We start from the raw sequence: 20475 nt of genomic DNA, 5'->3' as shown, positions 1-20475 counted from the left end.
GCCCGAAGTGCGGAGCGAAAAGATGACCACCTCGTCCAACGATAAGGTCGTTGCGGCACTGCGGGCGTCTCTGAAGGAGACCGAGCGCCTGCGCAAGCAGAACCAGCAGCTCGCGGCCGCCGCACGTGAACCCATCGCGATCGTGTCGATGAGCTGCCGGTACCCCGGTGGCGTGAGCTCGCCGGAAGACCTGTGGCACCTGGTGTCCACCGGGGGCGACGCCATCTCGGCGTTGCCGGCCGACCGCGGCTGGCTCGACGACGAGCTGACGTTCGGCGTCAGCGGCGGCGGGTTCCTGCACGACGCCGCCGAGTTCGACCCGGCGTTCTTCGGCATCTCGCCGCGCGAGGCCCTCGCGATGGACCCCCAGCAGCGCCTGCTGCTGGAGACCTCCTGGGAGGCCGTGGAACGCGCGGGCATCGACCCCAGGTCGTTGCGCGGCAGCCACACCGGTGTGTTCGTCGGCGGCAGCGCCACCGGCTACGGCACCGGTCTCGAAGAGGTGCCGGAGGGACTCGAAGGCCATCTGCTGACCGGCAGCACGCCCAGCGTGATGTCCGGCAGGGTCGCCTACACCCTCGGCTTCGAGGGCCCCGCGGTCACCATCGACACGGCGTGCTCCTCCTCGCTGGTCGCCATCCACCTCGCGGCGCAGTCGCTGCGCAACGGCGAGTGCTCGCTGGCGCTCGCCGGTGGCGTCATGGTCATGGCGAATCCCTCGGTGTTCGCCGAGTTCGACAAGCAGGGCGGCCTGTCGCAGGACGGCCGCTGCAAGGCGTTCTCCGCCACCGCGGACGGCACCGGCTGGTCCGAGGGCGCCGGCATCCTCCTGCTGGAGCGGCTCTCGGACGCCCAGCGCAACGGCCACCAGGTCCTCGCCGTGGTGCGGGGTTCGGCGATCAACCAGGACGGCGCGTCCAACGGTCTCACCGCCCCGAACGGCCCGGCGCAGCAGCGGGTCATCCGCCAGGCGCTCTCCGGCGCGAAGCTCACGCCGTCCGAGGTGGACGTCGTCGAGGCGCACGGCACCGGCACCCGGCTCGGTGACCCGATCGAGGCGCAGGCGATCCTCTCGACCTACGGCCAGGACCGCGAACGCCCGCTGCTGCTGGGTTCGCTGAAGTCCAACATCGGCCACTCGCAGGCCGCTGCGGGCGTCGGTGGCGTGATCAAGATGGTCATGGCCATCCGGCACGGCATCGCGCCCAGGACGCTGCACGTCTCCGAGCCGACCCCGCAGGTCGACTGGGAGGCGGGCGCCGTCGAGCTGCTGGTGCAGGAGCAGGCCTGGCCGGAGACCGGCCGTCCGCGCCGTGCCGCCGTGTCGTCGTTCGGTGTCAGCGGCACCAACGCGCACACGATCATCGAGCAGGCTCCCGAGTCCGAAGAGGACACTCGGGAGGCGCCGCAGACCGTCGGCGTTCTGCCGTGGGTGCTGTCCGCGCGTACCGCGGAGGCGTTGCGCGCTCAGGCTTCCCGGCTGCAGGGGATTGCCGGCGACCCGGTGGACACCGGCTTCTCGCTGGCCACCACGCGCACGCCGTTCGAGCACCGCGCCGTCGTCCTCGGCGACGTCGAGAGCGGTGTCGCCGCACTGGCCGCCGGCGAGCGCGCCGAGCACGTCGTGTCCGGCCGGACGGTCGAGGGCCGCACGGCCTTCCTGTTCACCGGTCAGGGCAGCCAGCGCGTGGGCATGGGCCGCGAGCTGTACGCCGCGTTCCCCGTCTACGCCAAGGCCTTTGACGAGGTCGCCGCGCTGGTCGATGTGCGGGACGAGGAGCTGGACCGCACGGAGTTCACCCAGCCGGCGATCTTCGCGCTGGAAGTGGCGTTGTACCGCCTGGTCGAGTCCTGGGGTGTTCGCCCGGACTTCCTGGCCGGCCACTCCATCGGCGAGATCGCCGCGGCCCACGTCGCCGGGGTGCTGTCGCTCGAAGACGCGGCCACGTTGATCAGCGCTCGTGCGCGGTTGATGCAGGCTCTGCCCGAGGGCGGCGCGATGGTGGCTTTGCAGGCCACCGAGGACGAGGTCCTGCCGCACCTGACCGACCTGGTGTCGATTGCCGCGATCAACGGTCCTCAGTCGGTCGTCGTCGCGGGTGACGAGGCCGCTGTCGAGCAGGTCGTGGCGCAGTTCGCGGACCGGAAGTCCAAGCGCCTGGCCGTTTCGCACGCGTTCCACTCGCCGTTGATGGAACCGATGCTCGACGACTTCCGCGCTGTGGTGTCGAAGCTGTCGTTCAGCACGCCGAAGATCGCCATGCTCGGTGAGGTGACGGACCCGGAGTACTGGGTGCGCCACGTGCGGGACGCGGTGCGGTTCGCCGACGCCGTGACGTCCCTGGAGGCCCAGGGCGTGCGGACGTTCCTGGAGATCGGCCCTGACGGCGTGCTGACCGCGATGGGCCAGGACTCCGTCACCGAGGCCGTGCTGGTCGCGGGGCAGCGCAAGGGTCGTGACGAGGTCGCCACGATCGTCCGCGCCGTCGCCGAGCTGCACGTGCGCGGTGTCAAGGTCGACTGGTCGGCGTTCTTCGTGGACGCGCGGCCGGTGGCCCTGCCGACCTACCCGTTCCAGCGCGAGCACTTCTGGCTGGAGGTCGGCACGTCGAGCGCGGCCGCCGCCGGTGGTGGCGAGGACTCCGAGTTCTGGGCCGCGGTGGAGAGCGGTGACCTGGAGTCGCTGGGTGACTCGCTGTCGCTCGGGCAGGAGGCGCTGGAGGCGCTCGCCGAGTGGCGGCGCAAGAGCAGGACGAGCAACAAGGTCGACGCGTGGCGGTACCGCGTCTCCTGGTTGCCGCTGACGAACCTCGGCGCCGCCACGGCGTCGGGACGGTGGCTGGTGCTCGGCACCGGTCACGACGAGATCGCCGCCGGTCTGACCGAACGCGGCGTCGAGGTGGTCCGGGTCGCGTACGACGCCGACCGGGCGACCCTCGCCGCGACGCTGCGGGAGGTCGGCGCGGTCGACGGGGTCCTGTCGCTGGTGGCCTTGACGGAGCCCGCGACCTCGACGCTCGTCGTGGTGCAGGCACTGGGTGACGCGGAGATCTCGGCCCCGCTGTGGGTCACGACCCGCGGCGCGGTGTCGACCGGCCGTTCCGACGGCGTGGTCGACCCGGCGCAGACCCAGGTGTGGGGCATCGGGTACGTGGTGGGTCTGGAGCACGCCGACCGCTGGGGCGGCGTCGTGGACCTGCCGGAGGTGCTGGACAAGCGGGCGATGGACCGCTTCGCGGCCGTGCTGGCCGGAACCGGCGGCGAGGACCAGGTCGCCGTCCGCGGCTCCGGTGTCTTCGGCCGCAGGCTCGGCCACGCCCCGCTCACGTCGGAGGGATCGGAATGGACGCCGAACGGCACGACCATCGTCACTGGTGGTACCGGGTCACTGGGTGGGCGTGTAGCTCGCTGGCTGGCTGGTTCTGGTTGTGAGCACGTAGTTCTGACGTCCCGCCGGGGCCCGGACGCGCCCGGCGCGGCCGAACTCCAGGCGGAGCTGGAAGAACTCGGCGCTCGGGTCTCGATCGTCGCGTGCGACGTGGCCGACCGCGACGCGGTCGCCGCCCTGCTCGCCGAGTACCCGCCGGACGCCGTGGTGCACGCGGCGGGCGCCGACTACCTGATGGCCATCGAGGACCACGGCCTCGCCGAGTTCGACGAGGTGTTGCGCGGCAAGGTCTCCGGCGCCGTCCACCTGGACGAGCTGCTCGGCGACGTGAACGCGTTCGTGGTGTTCTCGTCGATCGCCGGCACCTGGGGTTCCGGTGGGCAGGCCGCGTACTCGGCGGCCAGCGCGTTCCTCGACGGTCTGGCCGAGTCGCGGCGGGCTCGCGGCCTGGTCGCGACGTCGGTGTCGTGGGGTCCGTGGGCCGAGAGCGGCATGGCGACGGTCGGCGACACCGAGGAGCACCTGCGCAAGCGCGGTCTGACCTCGATGGCGCCGGAGCTCGCGATCACCGCGCTGGAGCGGGCGATCCGCTCCGGCGAGCCGGCCGTGACCGTGGTCGACATGGACTGGTCGAAGTTCACGCCCGCGTTCACGATGGCCCGCCAGAGTCCGTTGATCGGCGACCTGCCCGAGGTGCGCGCGGCGCTCGAAGCCGACGCGCCCGCACCCGCCACCAGCGAGTCCGAGCTGGCGCGCAAGCTGGTCGGCCTCACCGAATCGGAGCAGCGCGACGCCGTGGTCGAGCTGGTCCGCACGCACACCGCCGCCGTGCTGGCGTACTCGTCGGCCGACGCGATCGAGACCGGGCGCGCGTTCCGCGAGCTGGGCTTCGACTCGCTGACCGCGGTCGACCTGCGCAACCGGCTCACCGCCGACACCGGTCTGCGGCTGCCCGCGACGCTGGTGTTCGACTACCCGAACGCGGCGGTGCTGGCCGCGTTCCTGCACGGCGAGCTCGTCGGCGCGCAGACCGAGACCGAGGCCACGACGGTCTCCTCGCACGACGGCGAACCGATCGCCATCGTCGCGATGAGCTGCCGGTACGCCGGTGACGTGATGTCGCCGGAGGACCTGTGGAAGCTCGTCGCCACCGGCACCGACGCGGTCTCCGGCATGCCGGCCGACCGCGGCTGGGACCTGGAGGCGTTGTACGACCCCGATCCCACCCGCCAGGGCACCTCGTACGCCCGCGAGGGCGGCTTCCTGCACGACGCACCGATGTTCGACCCGACGTTCTTCGGCATCTCGCCGCGCGAGGCGACCGCGATGGACCCGCAGCAGCGCCTGCTGCTGGAGACCTCGTGGGAGGCCTTCGAACGGGCCGGGATCGACCCGAACTCGTTGCGCGGCAGCCGGACCGGCGTGTTCGCCGGTACCAACAACCACGACTACCTCCAGCTGCTGGAGGAGGTGCCGGACGGCCTCGAAGGCCACCTCGGCACCGGTAACGCGGCCAGCATCGTGTCCGGCCGCGTGTCCTACACGTTCGGCCTCGAAGGCCCTGCCGTCACGGTCGACACCGCCTGCTCGTCCTCGCTGGTGGCGCTGCACCTCGCCGTGCAGGCGCTGCGTGCCGGCGACTGCGACCTGGCGCTCGCCGGTGGTGTCACGGTGATGGCGACGCCCGGCACGTTCATCGACTTCTCCCGCCAGCGCGGACTCGCGGTCGACGGGCGCTGCAAGGCGTTCGCCGACGCGGCCGACGGCACCGGCTGGGGCGAGGGCGTCGGCATGCTGCTCGTCGAGCGGCTGTCCGACGCGCAGCGCAACGGCCACCAGGTGCTCGCGGTCGTCCGCGGTACCGCGGTCAACCAGGACGGCGCGTCCAACGGGCTCACCGCCCCGAACGGCCCGTCGCAGCAGCGGGTCATCCGGCACGCGCTCGGCAACGCCGGCCTCGCACCGTCCGAAGTGGACGTCGTCGAGGCGCACGGCACGGGTACCGCTCTGGGTGACCCGATCGAGGCGCAGGCGATCCTCTCGACCTACGGCCAGGACCGCGAACGCCCGCTGCTGCTGGGGTCGCTGAAGTCCAACATCGGCCACACCCAGTCGGCGTCCGGCGTCGGCGGCGTGATCAAGATGGTCATGGCCATGCAGCACGGGCTCGTGCCGCAGACGCTGCACGTGGACGAGCCGTCTTCGCAGGTCGACTGGTCGGCCGGCGCGGTCGAGCTGGTGACCTCGCCCGTCGAGTGGCCTGCGACCGGGCGTCCGCGCCGGGCCGCCGTGTCGTCGTTCGGGTTCAGCGGCACCAACGCGCACGCCGTGATCGAGCAGGCGCCGCAGGCCGAGATCTCCCCGGTCGAGCGCACGCCGCTGCCCGCCGTGCCGGTCGTGCTGTCCGGCAGGACCGCCGCCGCGCTGCGGGCGCAGGCCGCCCGGCTCCAGTCCGCTGTGGACGGTGCGGACCTGACCGACCTCGCCTTCTCGCTCGCCACCACCCGTGCCCAGCTGGAGCACCGGGCGACCGTCGTCGCCCGCGACCACGCGGAGCTGCTCGCCGGCCTGGCCGACGTGGCCGCCGGTCGCGGTGAGCGCGGCATGCCCGGCGAGGGCCGCACGGCCTTCCTCTTCACCGGGCAGGGCAGCCAGCGCCTCGGCATGGGACGCGAGCTGTACGAGGCGTTCCCGGTGTTCGCCGACGCGTTCGACGCCGTCTGCGCGCAGCTCGACGGCCTGCTGGACCGGCCGTTGCGCGACGTCGTGTTCGGTGACGCCGAGGCGCTCGACCAGACCGGCTACACGCAGCCCGCGATCTTCGCGATCGAGGTCGCGTTGTTCCGGACCGTGCAGGCCTGGGGTGTCCGCCCCGACTTCCTGGCGGGCCACTCCATCGGCGAGATCGCCGCGGCCCACGTCGCCGGGGTGCTCTCGCTGGAGGACGCGGCCAAGCTGGTCGCCGCGCGCGGCCGGTTGATGCAGGCGCTGCCCACCGGTGGCGCGATGGTCGCGTTGCAGGCCACCGAAGACGAGGTCACGCCGCACTTGGGTGACCTGGTGTCGCTGGCGGCGATCAACGGGCCGTCGTCCGTGGTCGTCGCGGGTGACGAAGAGGCCGTGCAGCAGGTCGTCGCGCAGTTCGCGGACCGCAAGTCCAAGCGGCTCACGGTGTCGCACGCGTTCCACTCGCCGTTGATGGACCCGATGCTCGACGACTTCCGCGCGGTGGTCTCGAAGCTGACGTTCAACGCTCCGAAGATCGCGATGCTGGGCGAGGTGACGGACCCCGAGTACTGGGTGAGCCACGTCCGCGGCACGGTCCGGTTCGCCGAGACCGTCACCACGCTGGAGGGCCGGGGCGTCCGGACCTTCGTGGAGCTGGGCCCCGACGGCGTGCTCACCGCGATGGGCGCCGAGAGCGTTCAGGACGCGGTGCTGGTCAGCGCGCTGCGCAAGGACCGCGACGAGGTGCCGACGATCCTGCGGGCAGTCGGCGTCCTGCACAACCGCGGTGTCGCCGTCGACTGGGCGGCCTTCTACGAGGGCACCGGCGCGCAGCGCGTCGAGCTGCCCACCTACGCGTTCCAGCGCGAACGGTTCTGGTTCGACGTCACGCCCGCGAAGGCCAAGGACACCTCGGCCTACCGCGTCGCGTGGCAGCAGGCCGTCAACCCCGGCACCGCCATGGCCTACGGCCGCTGGCTCGTCGTCGGGGACGCGGAGATCGCCATCGGCCTCGCCGACCGCGGGCTCGACGTCGTCGCGATCGACGACGTGGCCGACCTGCCGGAGGAGGAGTTCGACGGCGTCCTGTCCGCGGCGGGCGTCGAGTCGGCGCTGCTGCTGGTGCAGCGGACGACCGCACCGCTGTGGTGCGTCACCCGCGGCGCGGAGTCCACTCCGGACGCCGCCCAGGTCTGGGGCTTCGGCCGGGTCGCCGCGCTGGAGCACCCCGGCCGCTGGGGCGGCCTGATCGACCTGCCGTCCACTGTGGACGACCCTGCGCTCGACCGGCTCGCCACCGCGCTCACCGGCACCGAGGACCAGGTCTCCATCCGCGACAACGGGATCTACGTCCGCCGTCTCAAGCACGCCTCCGTCGAGGCAGGCAGCTGGGCGCCGCGCGGCACCGTGCTCGTCACCGGTGGCACCGGCACGCTCGGCGGGCACGTCGCCCGCTGGCTCGCCGCCGAGGGCGCAGAGCACCTCGTGCTGACTTCTCGCCGCGGCGAGGACGCACCCGGTGCGGCCGCGCTGCAGGCCGAGCTCGGCGACAAGGTCACCATCGTCGCGTGCGACGTGACGGACCGGGCCGCGATGTCCGCGCTGGTCGAGGAGTTCTCGCCCAGCTCGGTGTTGCACCTGGCCGGCATCGGCCAGGACAGCGCGCTCGCCGACACCGATCCCGCTCTGCTGGACGAGGTCCGCTCTGCTCGTGTCGAGGGCGCCCGGCTGCTGGACGAGCTGGTCGGCGACGTCGACGCGTTCGTGCTGTTCTCGTCGACCTCCGGCGTGTGGGGTGCGGGCCGGCAGTGCGGTTACGCGGCCGGTGACGCGTTCCTGGACGCGCTGGCCGAGTCGCGCCGCGCCCGCGGCCTCGCCGCGCTGTCGATCTCGTGGGGCCCGTGGGCCACGTCGAACGTCGAGTGGGCGGACCTGCTGCGGCGTCAGGGCGTCATGCCGCTGGCTCCGTCGGCGGCCCTCACCGCGTTGCGCAACGCCCTGGCCTGGAAGCTGACCTCGCTCGTCGTGGCGGACGTCGACTGGGCGCGGTTCGCCCCGGCGTTCACCGCGACCCGGCCGAGCCCGCTGCTCGGCGACCTGCCCGAGGTCGTGGCCGCGCTGAAGCCCGCGACCGAGGACGACGCCGCCGCGTCCGAACTGGTCGTGCGCCTGCGCGGCCTGTCCGCGGCCGAGCAGGAGGCGGCGCTCGTCGACCTGGTGCTCGCCGAGGTCGCCGCCGTGCTCGGCTACGCGTCCGTGGACTCGATCGAACCGGGCCTCGCGTTCCGCGACCTGGGCTTCGACTCGCTGACCGCCGTCGAGCTGCGCACCAGGCTGGCCGAGGCGACCGGACTCCGGCTGCCCGCCACCCTCGTGTTCGACTACCCCAACATGGCCACGCTGGCAGCGCACCTGCGCGACGAGCTCCTCGGCAGCGAAGCCGGTGGCGCGATCGTCGCCGCGCAGGGTCTGCTGTCCGACGAGCCGATCGCCATCGTGGGTATGGGGTGCCGTCTGCCGGGTGACGTCTGGACGCCGGAAGACCTGTGGCGCCTGGTGTCCACGGGCAGCGACGCCGTTGGTGGCTGGCCCACGGACCGCGGCTGGGACCTGGAGAACCTGTACGACCCGGACCCCGACCACGAGGGCACCTCGTACGCCCGCGAGGGTGGGTTCCTCTACCAGGCTGGTGAGTTCGACGCCGGCTTCTTCGGGATCAACCCGCGTGAGGCGCTGGCGATGGACCCGCAGCAGCGCATGCTGCTGGAGACGTCGTGGGAGGCCGTCGAGCGGGCCGGGATCGACCCGGAGTCGTTGCGCGGCAGCCGGACCGGTGTGTTCACCGGTACGAACGGGCAGGACTACGCGGCGGCGACCTTTGAGCTGCCGCCCGGTATCGAGGGCTACCTCGGTACGGGTGTGGCGGCCAGTGTCGTGTCCGGTCGCATCTCGTACGCCTTGGGCCTGGAAGGTCCGGCGGTCACGGTCGACACCGCGTGCTCGGCTTCGCTCGTCGCGATTCACCTTGCGGTGCAGGCACTGCGTGCTGGTGAGTGCGATCTGGCGCTGGCCGGTGGCGCGTCGATGATGTCGACGCCCGGTGCTTTCATCGACTTCTCCCGTCAGCGCGGCCTCGCGGTCGACGGTCGCTGCAAGTCGTTCGCGGCCGCCGCCGACGGCACCGGCTGGGGCGAGGGCGTCGGCATCCTGCTCGTGGAGCGGCTGTCCGACGCGCAGGCCAACGGACACCAGGTGCTCGCGGTGATCCGTGGCTCCGCGGTGAACCAGGACGGTGCGTCCAACGGTCTGACCGCGCCCAACGGTCCCTCGCAGCAGCGGGTCATCCGCCAGGCGCTGGCCAACGCCGGTCTGTCCACTTCGGACGTCGACCTGGTCGAGGCGCACGGCACCGGCACGAAGCTCGGTGACCCGATCGAGGCGCAGGCCCTGCTCTCCACCTACGGCCGGGACCGCGACGTCCCGCTGTACCTGGGCTCGCTGAAGTCCAACATCGGCCACACGCAGGCCGCGGCCGGTGTCTCCGGTGTCATCAAGATGGTGATGGCGCTGCAGAACGGGGTGCTGCCGAAGACGCTGCACGTCGATGAGCCGTCGCCGCACATCGACTGGACCTCCGGTTCGGTGGAGCTGCTCACGGAGAACCAGGACTGGCCGGAGACCGGCCGTCCGCGTCGCGCGGCGGTGTCCGCGTTCGGCATGAGCGGCACCAACGCGCACCTGATCGTCGAGCAGGCTCCGCCGGTCCAGGCCGTGGCCGCCGAGGCGACCAGGACCGTGCCGATGGTTCCCGTCGTGCTGTCGGCGAAGTCCGCCGAGGCGCTCAAGGGCCAGGCGGCGGCGCTGCTCGCCGGGGTCGACGCCACGTGGTCGCTGACCGACGTCGCGCACTCCGCCCTGCTGCGCACCCCGATGCCGCACCGGGCGGCCGTGGTCGCCGCCGACCACGACGACCTGGTCCGCGGCCTCACCGCCATCACCGCAGGGCAGGGGCTCGGCACGGTGGCGGACGGCAAGCTGGCCTTCCTCTTCACGGGCCAGGGCAGCCAGCGGGCCGGGATGGGTCGTGAGCTGTACGACGCGTTCCCGGTGTACGCCAGGGCGTTCGACGAGGTCGCGGCGCTGGTGGACGTGCGGGACGAGGAGCTCGACCGCACCGAGTTCACCCAGCCGGCGATCTTCGCCCTCGAAGTGGCGCTCTACCGTCTCGTCGAGTCGTGGGGTGTGCGGCCGGACTTCCTGGCCGGTCACTCCATCGGCGAGATCGCGGCCGCTCACGTCTCCGGTGTGTTGTCATTGACGGACGCGGCCACGTTGATCAGTGCTCGGGCTCGCCTGATGCAGGCGTTGCCCGAGGGCGGCGCGATGATCGCGTTGCAGGCCAACGAGGACGAGGTCACGCCGCACCTGACCGAGGTGGTGTCGCTCGCGGCGATCAACGGCCCCAACGCCGTTGTGGTCGCCGGTGAGGAAACCGCCGTCGAGCAGGTCGTCGCGCAGTTCCCGGACCGCAAGTCCAAGCGCCTGGCTGTGTCGCACGCGTTCCACTCGCCGTTGATGGATCCGATGCTGGACGACTTCCGGGCCGTGGTCTCGGAGTTGACGTTCAACGAGCCTCGGATCGCGATGCTCGGCGAGGTGACGGACCCGGAGTACTGGGTGCGCCACGTCCGCAACGCGGTCCGGTTCGCCGACGCCGTGCAGACCCTCACCGACGAGGGCGTGCGGACGTTCCTGGAGCTGGGTCCGGACGCCGTGCTGGCCGCGATGGCCGACGTGCCGGTGATCCCGGCCCTGCGCAAGGACCGGTCCGAGGTCCTCGGCGTCACCACCGCGCTCGGCGCCCTGCACACCGCCGGTGTGCGGGTCGACTGGGACGCGTTCTTCGCCGGCACCGGCGCGCGGCGGGTCGATCTGCCGACCTACGCGTTCCAGCGGCAGAAGTTCTGGCTGGAGTCGACCGGGTTCCCCGCCCTCGAAGGCGGTGCGGACTCCGCCGAGCTCAAGTTCTGGGAGGCCGTCGAACGGGAGGACTTCAGCCTGGTCGGCAGCACCCTCGCGCTGGACGAGAGCGAACTGGGCGTCGTGCTGCCCGCGCTGTCGTCGTGGCGCAAGGCCCGCCGCGCCAACAACAAGATCGACAGCTGGCGTTACCGCGCCTCCTGGCTGCCGCTGACCGACCTGGGCGCGTCGACGTTGACGGGCCGCTGGGCCGTGGTGGTGCCGGAAGGCGTCGCGGCGGAGGAGATCACCGCCGGGCTGACGGCTCGCGGTGCCGACGTCGTCACGGTCGCGAGCGCCGGCCGCGCCGCGCTCACCACGGCGTTCGCCGGACTCGGCGAGCTCGAAGGCGTGCTGGCGCTCACCGGGCTCACCGCGTCCGTCGAGGTCGTGCAGGCGCTCGGCGACGCGGGTGTCGCGGCGCCGCTCTGGATCGCGACGCGCGGCGCGGTGTCGACCGGCCGGTCCGACGGCGTGGTCGATCCGGCGCAGACCGGCATCTGGGGCATGGGTTACGTGGTCGGCCTCGAGCACCCCGAACGCTGGGGTGGCCTGGTCGACCTGCCCGAGACGCTCGACGACAGGGCGTTCGACCGGATCGCGAGTGTCCTCAACGGACTGGAGGACCAGGTCGCGGTCCGCGCCTCCGGCGTCTTCGGCCGCCGGCTGGTGCACGCGCCGCTGGGTGACAGGCTGTCCGACTGGTCGCCGCGCGGCACGGTCCTGGTCACCGGTGGTACCGGTGCGCTCGGTGGCCGGGTGGCTCGCTGGCTGGCCGAGAACGGTGCCGAGCACCTCGTGTTGACGTCCCGCCGCGGTCTGGCGGCGCCGGGTGCGGCAGAACTCCAGGCAGAGCTGGAAGAGCTCGGTGCTCGGGTCACGATCGCCGCGTGCGACGTGGCGGACCGGGACGCGGTCACCAGCCTGGTCACCGAGTTCCCGCCGAACGCCGTGGTGCACGCCGCCGGTGCCGACTACACGATGGCCCTGGCTGACCACGACCTGCAGACGTTCGACGACGTGCTGCGGGCCAAGGTCTCCGGCGCGGTCGTGCTGGACGAGGTGCTGGGCGAGCTGGACGCGTTCGTCGTGTTCTCCTCGATCGCCGGTACCTGGGGTTCCGGCGGGCAGGCCGCGTACTCCGCGGCCAGCGCGTTCCTCGACGGTCTGGCCGAGTCGCGACGTGCTCGCGGCAAGGTCGCGACGTCCGTCTCGTGGGGTCCGTGGGCCGAGGCCGGCATGGCCACGGTCGGCGACACCGAGGAGCACCTGCGCAAGCGCGGCCTGATCTCGATGCCGCCGGCGATGACGCTCACCGCGCTGGAGCGGGCGATCCGCTCCGGCGAGCCGACCGTGACCGTCGTGAACATGGAGTGGGAGAAGTTCACGCCCGCGTTCACGCTGGCCCGCCCGAGCCCGCTCATCGGCGACCTGCCGGAGGTGCGTGCCGCGCTGGCCGAGGAGGCGGGCACCGAGGCGGACTCGGAGCTCGCCCGCAGCCTGGTGGCGCTCTCCGAGCAGGAGCAGCACACCCTGCTGGTCGACCTGGTGCGCACGCAGGTCTCGTCCGTGCTCGGCCACGCCTCGGTCGACGCGGTCGAGAAGGACAGGGCGTTCCAGGAGCTCGGCTTCGACTCGCTGACGGCCGTCGAGCTGCGCAACACCCTCACCACCGCGACCGGGCTGCGGTTGCCGGCGACGCTGGTCTTCGACTACCCGAACGCCGTCGTGCTGGCCGGTCACCTGCGCACCGAACTCCTCGGTGCGGCACCGAAGGCCGACGAGGTCGCGACCGTCACGGCGAGCACCGACGAGCCGATCGCGATCGTCGCGATGAGCTGCCGGTTCGCCGGTGACGTGGCGTCGCCCGAAGACCTGTGGCGGATGGTCGTGGCCGGCGAGGACGCGATCACCGGGTTCCCGGCCGATCGAGGCTGGGACGTCGAGAACCTGTACCACCCGGACCCCGACCACCAGGGCACGTCCTATGCCCGCGAAGGTGCGTTCCTGCACAACGCGGCCAAGTTCGACCCGACGTTCTTCGGCATCTCGCCGCGGGAAGCCACGGCGATGGACCCGCAGCAGCGGTTGCTGCTGGAGACGTCCTGGGAGGCCTTCGAACGGGCCGGGATCGACCCGGCGGTGGTGCGCGGCAGCCAGACCGGTGTGTTCGTGGGCAGCAACGGCCAGGACTACCTGGGGTTGCTGGAGGAGATCCCGGAGGGCGTCGAGGGTCACCTCGGCACCGGCAACGCGGCGGCCATCGCCTCTGGCCGCATCTCCTACACGTTCGGGCTGGAAGGCCCGGCCGTCACCGTCGACACCGCCTGCTCCTCCTCGTTGGTGGCGCTGCACATGGCGGTGCAGTCGCTGCGGTCCGGCGAGTGCGACCTGGCGCTGGCCGGTGGTGTGACGGTCATGTCCACGCCGGGCACGTTCATCGACTTCTCGCGTCAGCGCGGGCTCGCGGTGGACGGTCGCTGCAAGTCGTTCGCGGCCGCCGCCGACGGCACCGGCTGGGGTGAGGGTGTCGGCATGCTGCTCGTCGAGCGGCTGTCGGACGCCCAGCGCAACGGCCACCAGGTGCTGGCCGTGGTCCGCGGTTCCGCGGTGAACCAGGACGGCGCCTCGAACGGCCTGACCGCGCCGAACGGTCCGTCGCAGCAGCGGGTGATCCGCAAGGCGCTGGCCAACGCCGGTCTGTCCACTTCGGACGTTGATGTGGTCGAGGCGCACGGCACGGGCACCGCGCTGGGCGACCCGATCGAGGCGCAGGCGCTGCTGGCGACCTACGGCCAGGACCGGGAGACCCCGCTGCTGCTGGGGTCGGTCAAGTCGAACATCGGTCACACGCAGGCCGCTGCCGGTGTCGGCGGCATCATCAAGATGGTCATGGCCATGCGGCACGGCCAGGTGCCGAAGACGTTGCACGTGGACGAGCCGTCGCCGGCGATCGACTGGACGGCCGGTTCGGTCGAGCTGGTCACCTCGCAGGTGGCGTGGCCGGAGACCGGACGCCCGCGCAGGGCAGCCGTGTCGTCGTTCGGCGTCAGCGGCACCAACGCCCACACGATCATCGAGCAGGCGCCTCCGGTCGAGGCTCCGGCCGTCGAACGGGTCGCTCCGCCGGTCGTGCCGTTCGTGGTGTCGGCGAAGAACGCGGCCGCGCTGGCCGAGCAGGCGGCCAACCTGACCGAGCTGCTGGAACAGTCCGATGTGGACACCGTGGACGTGGCCTACTCGCTGGCCACCTCCCGCGCGACGCTCGCGCACCGGCTGGTCGTCGTCGCCGAGGACCGTGCCGCCGCGATCGAAGCCCTCACGGCGGCGAGCAGCGGCGGTAGCAGGAACAACCTCGTGGACGCACCGCTGGCGATGCTGTTCACCGGGCAGGGCAGCCAGTGGTCGGGCATGGGTGCCCAGCTGTACGGCGCGTTCCCGGTGTTCGCGGACGCGTTCGACGCGGTGTGCGCCGAGCTCGACGGCCTGCTGGACCGGCCGTTGCGCGAGGTGGTGTTCGGCGACGCCGAGGCGCTCGACCAGACCGGCTACACGCAGCCCGCGCTGTTCGCGCTGGAAGTGGCGTTGTACCGGTTGGTGGAGTCGTGGGGTGTCCGCCCGGACTTCGTGGGCGGTCACTCGATCGGCGAGCTCGCGGCGGCGCACGTCGCCGGGGTGCTCACGCTCGCGGACGCGGCCAAGCTGGTCGAGGCGCGCGGACGGCTCATGCAGGCCCTGCCGGCCGGTGGCGCGATGATCGCGTTGCAGGCCGGTGAGGACGAGGTCGCGCCGCTGCTCACCGAGCTCGTCTCCATCGCGGCCGTCAACGGCCCCGACGCGCTGGTCGTCGCCGGTGACGAGGCCGCGGTCGAGCAGGTGGTCGCGCAGTTCCCGAACCGCAAGTCCAAGCGCCTGGCCGTGTCGCACGCGTTCCACTCGCCGTTGATGGACCCGATGCTGGACGACTTCCGCGAGGTCGTCGGACAGCTGACGTTCAGCGCGCCGAAGATCTCGATGCTGGGCGACGTGACGGACCCGGAGTACTGGGTGCGGCACGTGCGGGACGCGGTGCGGTTCGCCGACGCCGTCGTCGCGTTGCAGGGCAAGGGCGTCCGGACGTTCCTGGAGATCGGGCCGGACGGCGTGCTGACCGCGATGGGCGCCGACAGCCTCACCGACGCGGTGCTGGTGGCGTCGCAGCGCAAGGGCCGGGACGAGGTCGCGACCCTGGTGCGGGCACTCGGTGCCCTGCACGTCCGCGGTGTCCGCGTCGACTGGGCCGGCTACTTCGCGAAGTCCGGCGCCCAGCGCGTCGACCTGCCGACCTACGCGTTCCAGCGGGACCGCTACTGGCTGGTCGACAGCGGTGACCTCCGCGCGCTGCCCGAGGTGGGCCGCGCGCCGGAGATCCCGGCAGAGGCCAGGATGAGCGACTCGCCGCTCGCGGCCAGGATCGTCGCGATGTCCGAGGCCGAGCAGCTCGCCGTGCTCACGGAGCTGGTGCAGGTCGAGGTCGCCACCGTGCTCGGGTTCGCCTCACCGCAGGCGGTCGAGCCGGGACTCGCGTTCCGGGAGCTCGGGTTCGACTCGCTCACGGCGGTCGAGCTGCGCGGCAGGCTGAACGACGTCATCGGGCTGAAGCTGCCCGCCACGCTGGTGTTCGACTACCCGAACCTGGCGACGCTCACCGCGTTCCTGCGCGAGGAGCTGATGGGCGCCCGGCCGGACGCGCTCACGCCGGCTACGGTGCGCCGCGGCTTCGACGAGCCGATCGCCATCGTGGGCATGGGCTGCCGCCTGCCGGGTGACGTGCAGTCGCCGGAAGACCTGTGGCAGATGGTGTTCACCGGCAGCGACGGCGTCGGAGAATGGCCCACGGACCGGGGCTGGGACCTGGAGAACCTCTACGACCCAGACCCCGACCACGAGGGCACGTCCTACGTGACGCGCGGTGGCTTCCTCTACGACGCCGGTCAGTTCGACGCCGCGTTCTTCGGGATCAACCCGCGTGAGGCGCTGGCGATGGACCCGCAGCAGCGCATGCTGCTGGAGACCTCCTGGGAGGCCATGGAACGCGCCGGGCTGGACCCGGAGTCGTTGCGGGGCAGCAGGACCGGTGTCTTCACGGGGACGAACGGCCAGGACTACGCGGCGGCGACGTTCGAGCTGCCACCGGGCATCGAGGGCTACCTCGGAACGGGTGTCGCGGCCAGTGTCGTGTCGGGCCGCATCTCCTACACCCTCGGGCTGGAAGGCCCGGCGGTCACGGTCGACACCGCGTGCTCGGCTTCGCTGGTCGCGATTCACCTCGCGGTGCAGGCGCTGCGGGCCGGTGAGTGCGACCTGGCGCTGGCCGGTGGTGCGTCGATGATGTCGACGCCCGGTGCGTTCATCGACTTCTCCCGTCAGCGCGGTCTGGCCGAGGACGGCACGTGCAAGTCCTTCGCCGCGGCGGCGGACGGCACTGCCTGGGGTGAAGGTGTCGGCATGCTCCTGGTGGAGCGGCTGTCCGACGCGCAGGCCAACGGGCACCAGGTGCTCGCGGTGATCCGCGGTTCCGCGGTGAACCAGGACGGTGCGTCGAACGGCTTGACGGCGCCGAACGGTCCTTCGCAGCAACGGGTCATCCGCCAAGCGCTTGCGGCCGCCGGTCTGTCCACTTCGGACGTCGACGCTGTCGAGGCGCACGGCACCGGCACGAAGCTCGGTGACCCGATCGAGGCGCAGGCACTGCTCTCGACCTACGGCCAGCAGCGCGAACTGCCGTTGCTGCTCGGTTCGCTCAAGTCGAACATCGGCCACACCCAGGCCGCCGCTGGTGTCTCCGGTGTCATCAAGATGGTGATGGCGCTGCAGAACGGCGTGCTGCCGAAGACGCTGCACGTGGACGAGCCGTCGCCGCACATCGACTGGACCTCCGGTTCGGTGGAGCTGCTGACGGAGAACCAGGAGTGGCCGGAGACCGGCCGTCCGCGTCGCGCGGCGGTGTCGGCGTTCGGCATGAGCGGTACGAACGCGCACCTCATCCTCGAACAGGCTCCGCCGGTGCAGACCGTCGCCGTCGAGGCGACCAGGACCGTGCCGGTGGTTCCGGTGGTGCTGTCGGCGAAGACGCCGGAAGCGTTGCGGGAGCAGGCGGTTCGGCTGGCCGAGTCGGTGCCGGTGGACCTGACGGACCTCGGTTACTCGTTGGCCACCACGCGGGCCAAGTTCGACTACCGGGCCGCGGTGGTCGCCGCGGACCGGGACGACCTGGTCAGGGGCCTCGGCGCGGTGGAGCCCGTGGCGGTCGTGCCGGGCCGGTCGGCGTTCCTGTTCACCGGTCAGGGCAGCCAGCGGGCCGGCATGGGCCGTGAGCTGTACGAGGCGTTCCCGGCTTACGCCAAGGCGTTTGACGAGGTCGCGGCTCTGGTGGACGTGCGGGACGAGGAACTGGACCGCACGGAGTTCACCCAGCCCGCGATCTTCGCACTGGAGGTCGCGCTCTACCGCCTCGTCGAGTCGTGGGGCATCCGCCCGGACTTCCTGGCGGGCCACTCGATCGGTGAGATCGCGGCAGCTCACGTCTCGGGCGTGCTGTCGCTGGAGGACGCGGCGACGTTGGTCAGTGCTCGTGCGCGGTTGATGCAGGCTCTGCCCGAGGGCGGGGCGATGGTGGCCTTGCAGGCGACCGAGGCCGAGGTCACGCCTCACCTCGGCGACCTGGTGTCGCTGGCCGCGATCAACGGGCCGTCGTCCGTGGTCGTCGCGGGTGACGAAAGCGCTGTGCAGCAGGTGATCGCGCAGTTCCCGGACCGCAAGTCGAAGCGGCTCAGTGTTTCGCACGCGTTCCACTCGCCGTTGATGGACCCGATGCTGGACGACTTCCGCGAGGTCGTCGGACAGCTCACCTTCAACGAACCGAGGATCGCCATGCTGGGCGATGTGACGGACCCGGAGTACTGGGTGCGCCACGTCCGCGGCACGGTCCGCTTCGCCGACGCGATGCAGACCCTCGGCGACGAGGGCGTGCGGACGTTCCTCGAACTGGGCCCGGACGGCGTGCTCGCCGCGATGGCCGACGTGCCGGTGATCCCGGCGCTGCGCAAGGACCGCTCCGAGGTCACCACGCTCACCGCGGCGCTCGGCGCGCTGTACACCGCCGGGGTGCGGATCGACTGGGAGGCCTTCTACGCCGGCGCGAACGCGCAGCGGGTGGACCTGCCGACCTACGCGTTCCAGCGGCAGCGGTTCTGGCTGGAGTCGACCGCCTTCCCGGCGCTCGGGAACGAAGAGGACGCGGCGGAGGCCAAGTTCTGGCAGGCCGTCGAGGAGGGCGACATCGGCCTGGTCGGCAGCACCCTGTCGCTCGACGAGAGCGTGCTCGGCGAGGTCCTGCCCGCGCTGTCGACGTGGCGCAAGGCCCGCAGGACCACCGGCAAGCTCGACGGCTGGCGCTACCACGTCGAGTGGAAGTCGGTGCCGCAGAACAAGGTGCGGGCCGAGGGCCGCTGGCTCGCGGTCGTGCCGGGCAACACCGGGCACCCGCTGCTCGCCGGGCTCGAAGCCCGCGGCCTGGAGGTCGTGCCGGTGGCGTGGGAGAACGACCGCGCCGCGCTGGCCACGGCGTTCGAGAAGGCCGCCACCGACGGACCGGTGGCCGGTGTGCTCGCACTGTCCACCGAGGTCACGTCCGTCGTGCTGGCCGTGCAGGCACTCGGTGACGCCGGTGTCGAGGCCCCGCTGTGGGTCGCGACGCGGGGTGCGGTGTCGACCGGCAGGTCCGACGGCGTGGTCGACCCGGCCCAGTCGACGATCTGGGGCGCCGGCTACGTGGCCGCGCTGGAGCACCCCGACCGCTGGGGTGGTCTGGTCGACCTGCCGGAGACGCTGGACGACCGGGCGTTCGACCGGATCGCCGGTGTGCTGGCGGGCGGCGAGGACCAGGTCGCGGTCAGGGCGTCGGGTGTGTTCGGCCGCAGGCTGACGCACGCGCAGCCGGGGGACAAGCTGTCCGACTGGTCGCCGCGCGGCACCGTGCTCGTCACCGGTGGTACCGGTGCGCTGGGCGGCCGGGTGGCTCGCTGGCTGGCCGAGAACGGTGCCGAGCACCTGGTGCTGACGTCCCGCCGCGGTCTGGCCGCGCCGGGTGCGGCGGAACTCCAGGCCGAACTGGAAGAGCTCGGCGCACAGGTCACGATCGCCGCCTGCGACGTGTCCGACCGGGACGCGGTGACCAGCCTGGTCACCGAGTTCCCGCCGAACGCCGTGGTGCACGCGGCGGGTGCCGACCACTACCAGGCGATCGACGACCACGACCTGCGGACGTTCGAGGACGTGCTGAACGCGAAGGTGTCCGGCGCGGTCGTGCTGGACGAGGTGCTGGGTGAGCTGGACGCGTTCGTCGTGTTCTCCTCGATCGCCGGCACGTGGGGCAGTGGTGGCCAGTCCGCCTACTCGGCGGCCAGCGCGTTCCTCGACGGTCTGGCGGAGTCCAGGCGGGCGCGCGGCCTGGTCGCGACCTCCGTCTCGTGGGGTCCGTGGGCCGAGGCCGGCATGGCCACGGTCGGCGACACCGAGGAGCACCTGCGCCGGCGTGGCCTGATCGCGATGGCGCCCGCGCTGACGCTCACCGCGCTGGAACGGGCCATCCGCTCCAGCAGGCCGACGGTGACCGTGGTGAACGTCGAGTGGGACAAGTTCGCACCCGCGTTCACGATGGCCCGCACCAGCCCGCTGCTCGGCGACCTGCCCGAGGTGGCCGCCGCGCTGGCCGAGGACGACGTCGTCGAGACCGAGTCCGGGCTGAGCGCCCAGCTGGCCGCCCTGTCCGAGCCGGAGCAGCACGCGTTGCTGGTCGACCTGGTCCGCACCAGGGTCGCGGCGGTGCTCGGGCACGACTCGGCCGACGCGGTCGCGAAGGACCGGGCGTTCCAGGAACTGGGCTTCGACTCGCTCACGGCGGTGGAGCTGCGCAACAACCTCACCACCGCCACGGGCCTGAAGCTGCCCGCGACGCTGGTGTTCGACCACCCCAGTGCCGAACCCCTGGCCAAGTTCCTGCACTCGCAGCTCGTGGTCGGCGGCGCGACCGTGCCGGTGCTCGACGAGCTGGACCGGCTGGAGGCCGTGCTCGCCGGCGCGACCCCTGACAACCTGACCCGGACGAAGATCACCATCAAGCTCCAGGCGCTGGTCAGCCAGTGGGGCTCGGGCAAGGGCGAGGCGGCGGAGAGCCTCGACGGCGCCTCGGACGACGACCTGTTCGCGCTGATCAACGAGGAGCTCGGGAGGTAACCGCACCACCTGGAACGACCCCCTCGCTACCCCTCTCGGACCTGGTCCGAGGGGGGTAGCGCTAT

General features: G+C 72.0%; 1 protein-coding gene. It reads left to right on the top strand.

The window, feature by feature from the left end:
- Positions 1-7: 7 nt before the first annotated feature.
- Positions 8-20410: a type I polyketide synthase gene (locus ACQEU1_RS09410; protein ID WP_433198380.1), complete on the top strand. Its 20403-nt coding sequence runs from the start codon at positions 8-10 to the stop codon at positions 20408-20410.
- Positions 20411-20475: the final 65 nt, after the last annotated feature.

It is taken from the genome of Lentzea sp. CA-135723 (assembly GCF_050936595.1).
GTDB lineage: Bacteria > Actinomycetota > Actinomycetes > Mycobacteriales > Pseudonocardiaceae > Lentzea.
Note: the sequence above shows the minus strand (reverse complement) of the source record. Positions and strands in the feature narration are given on the sequence as shown.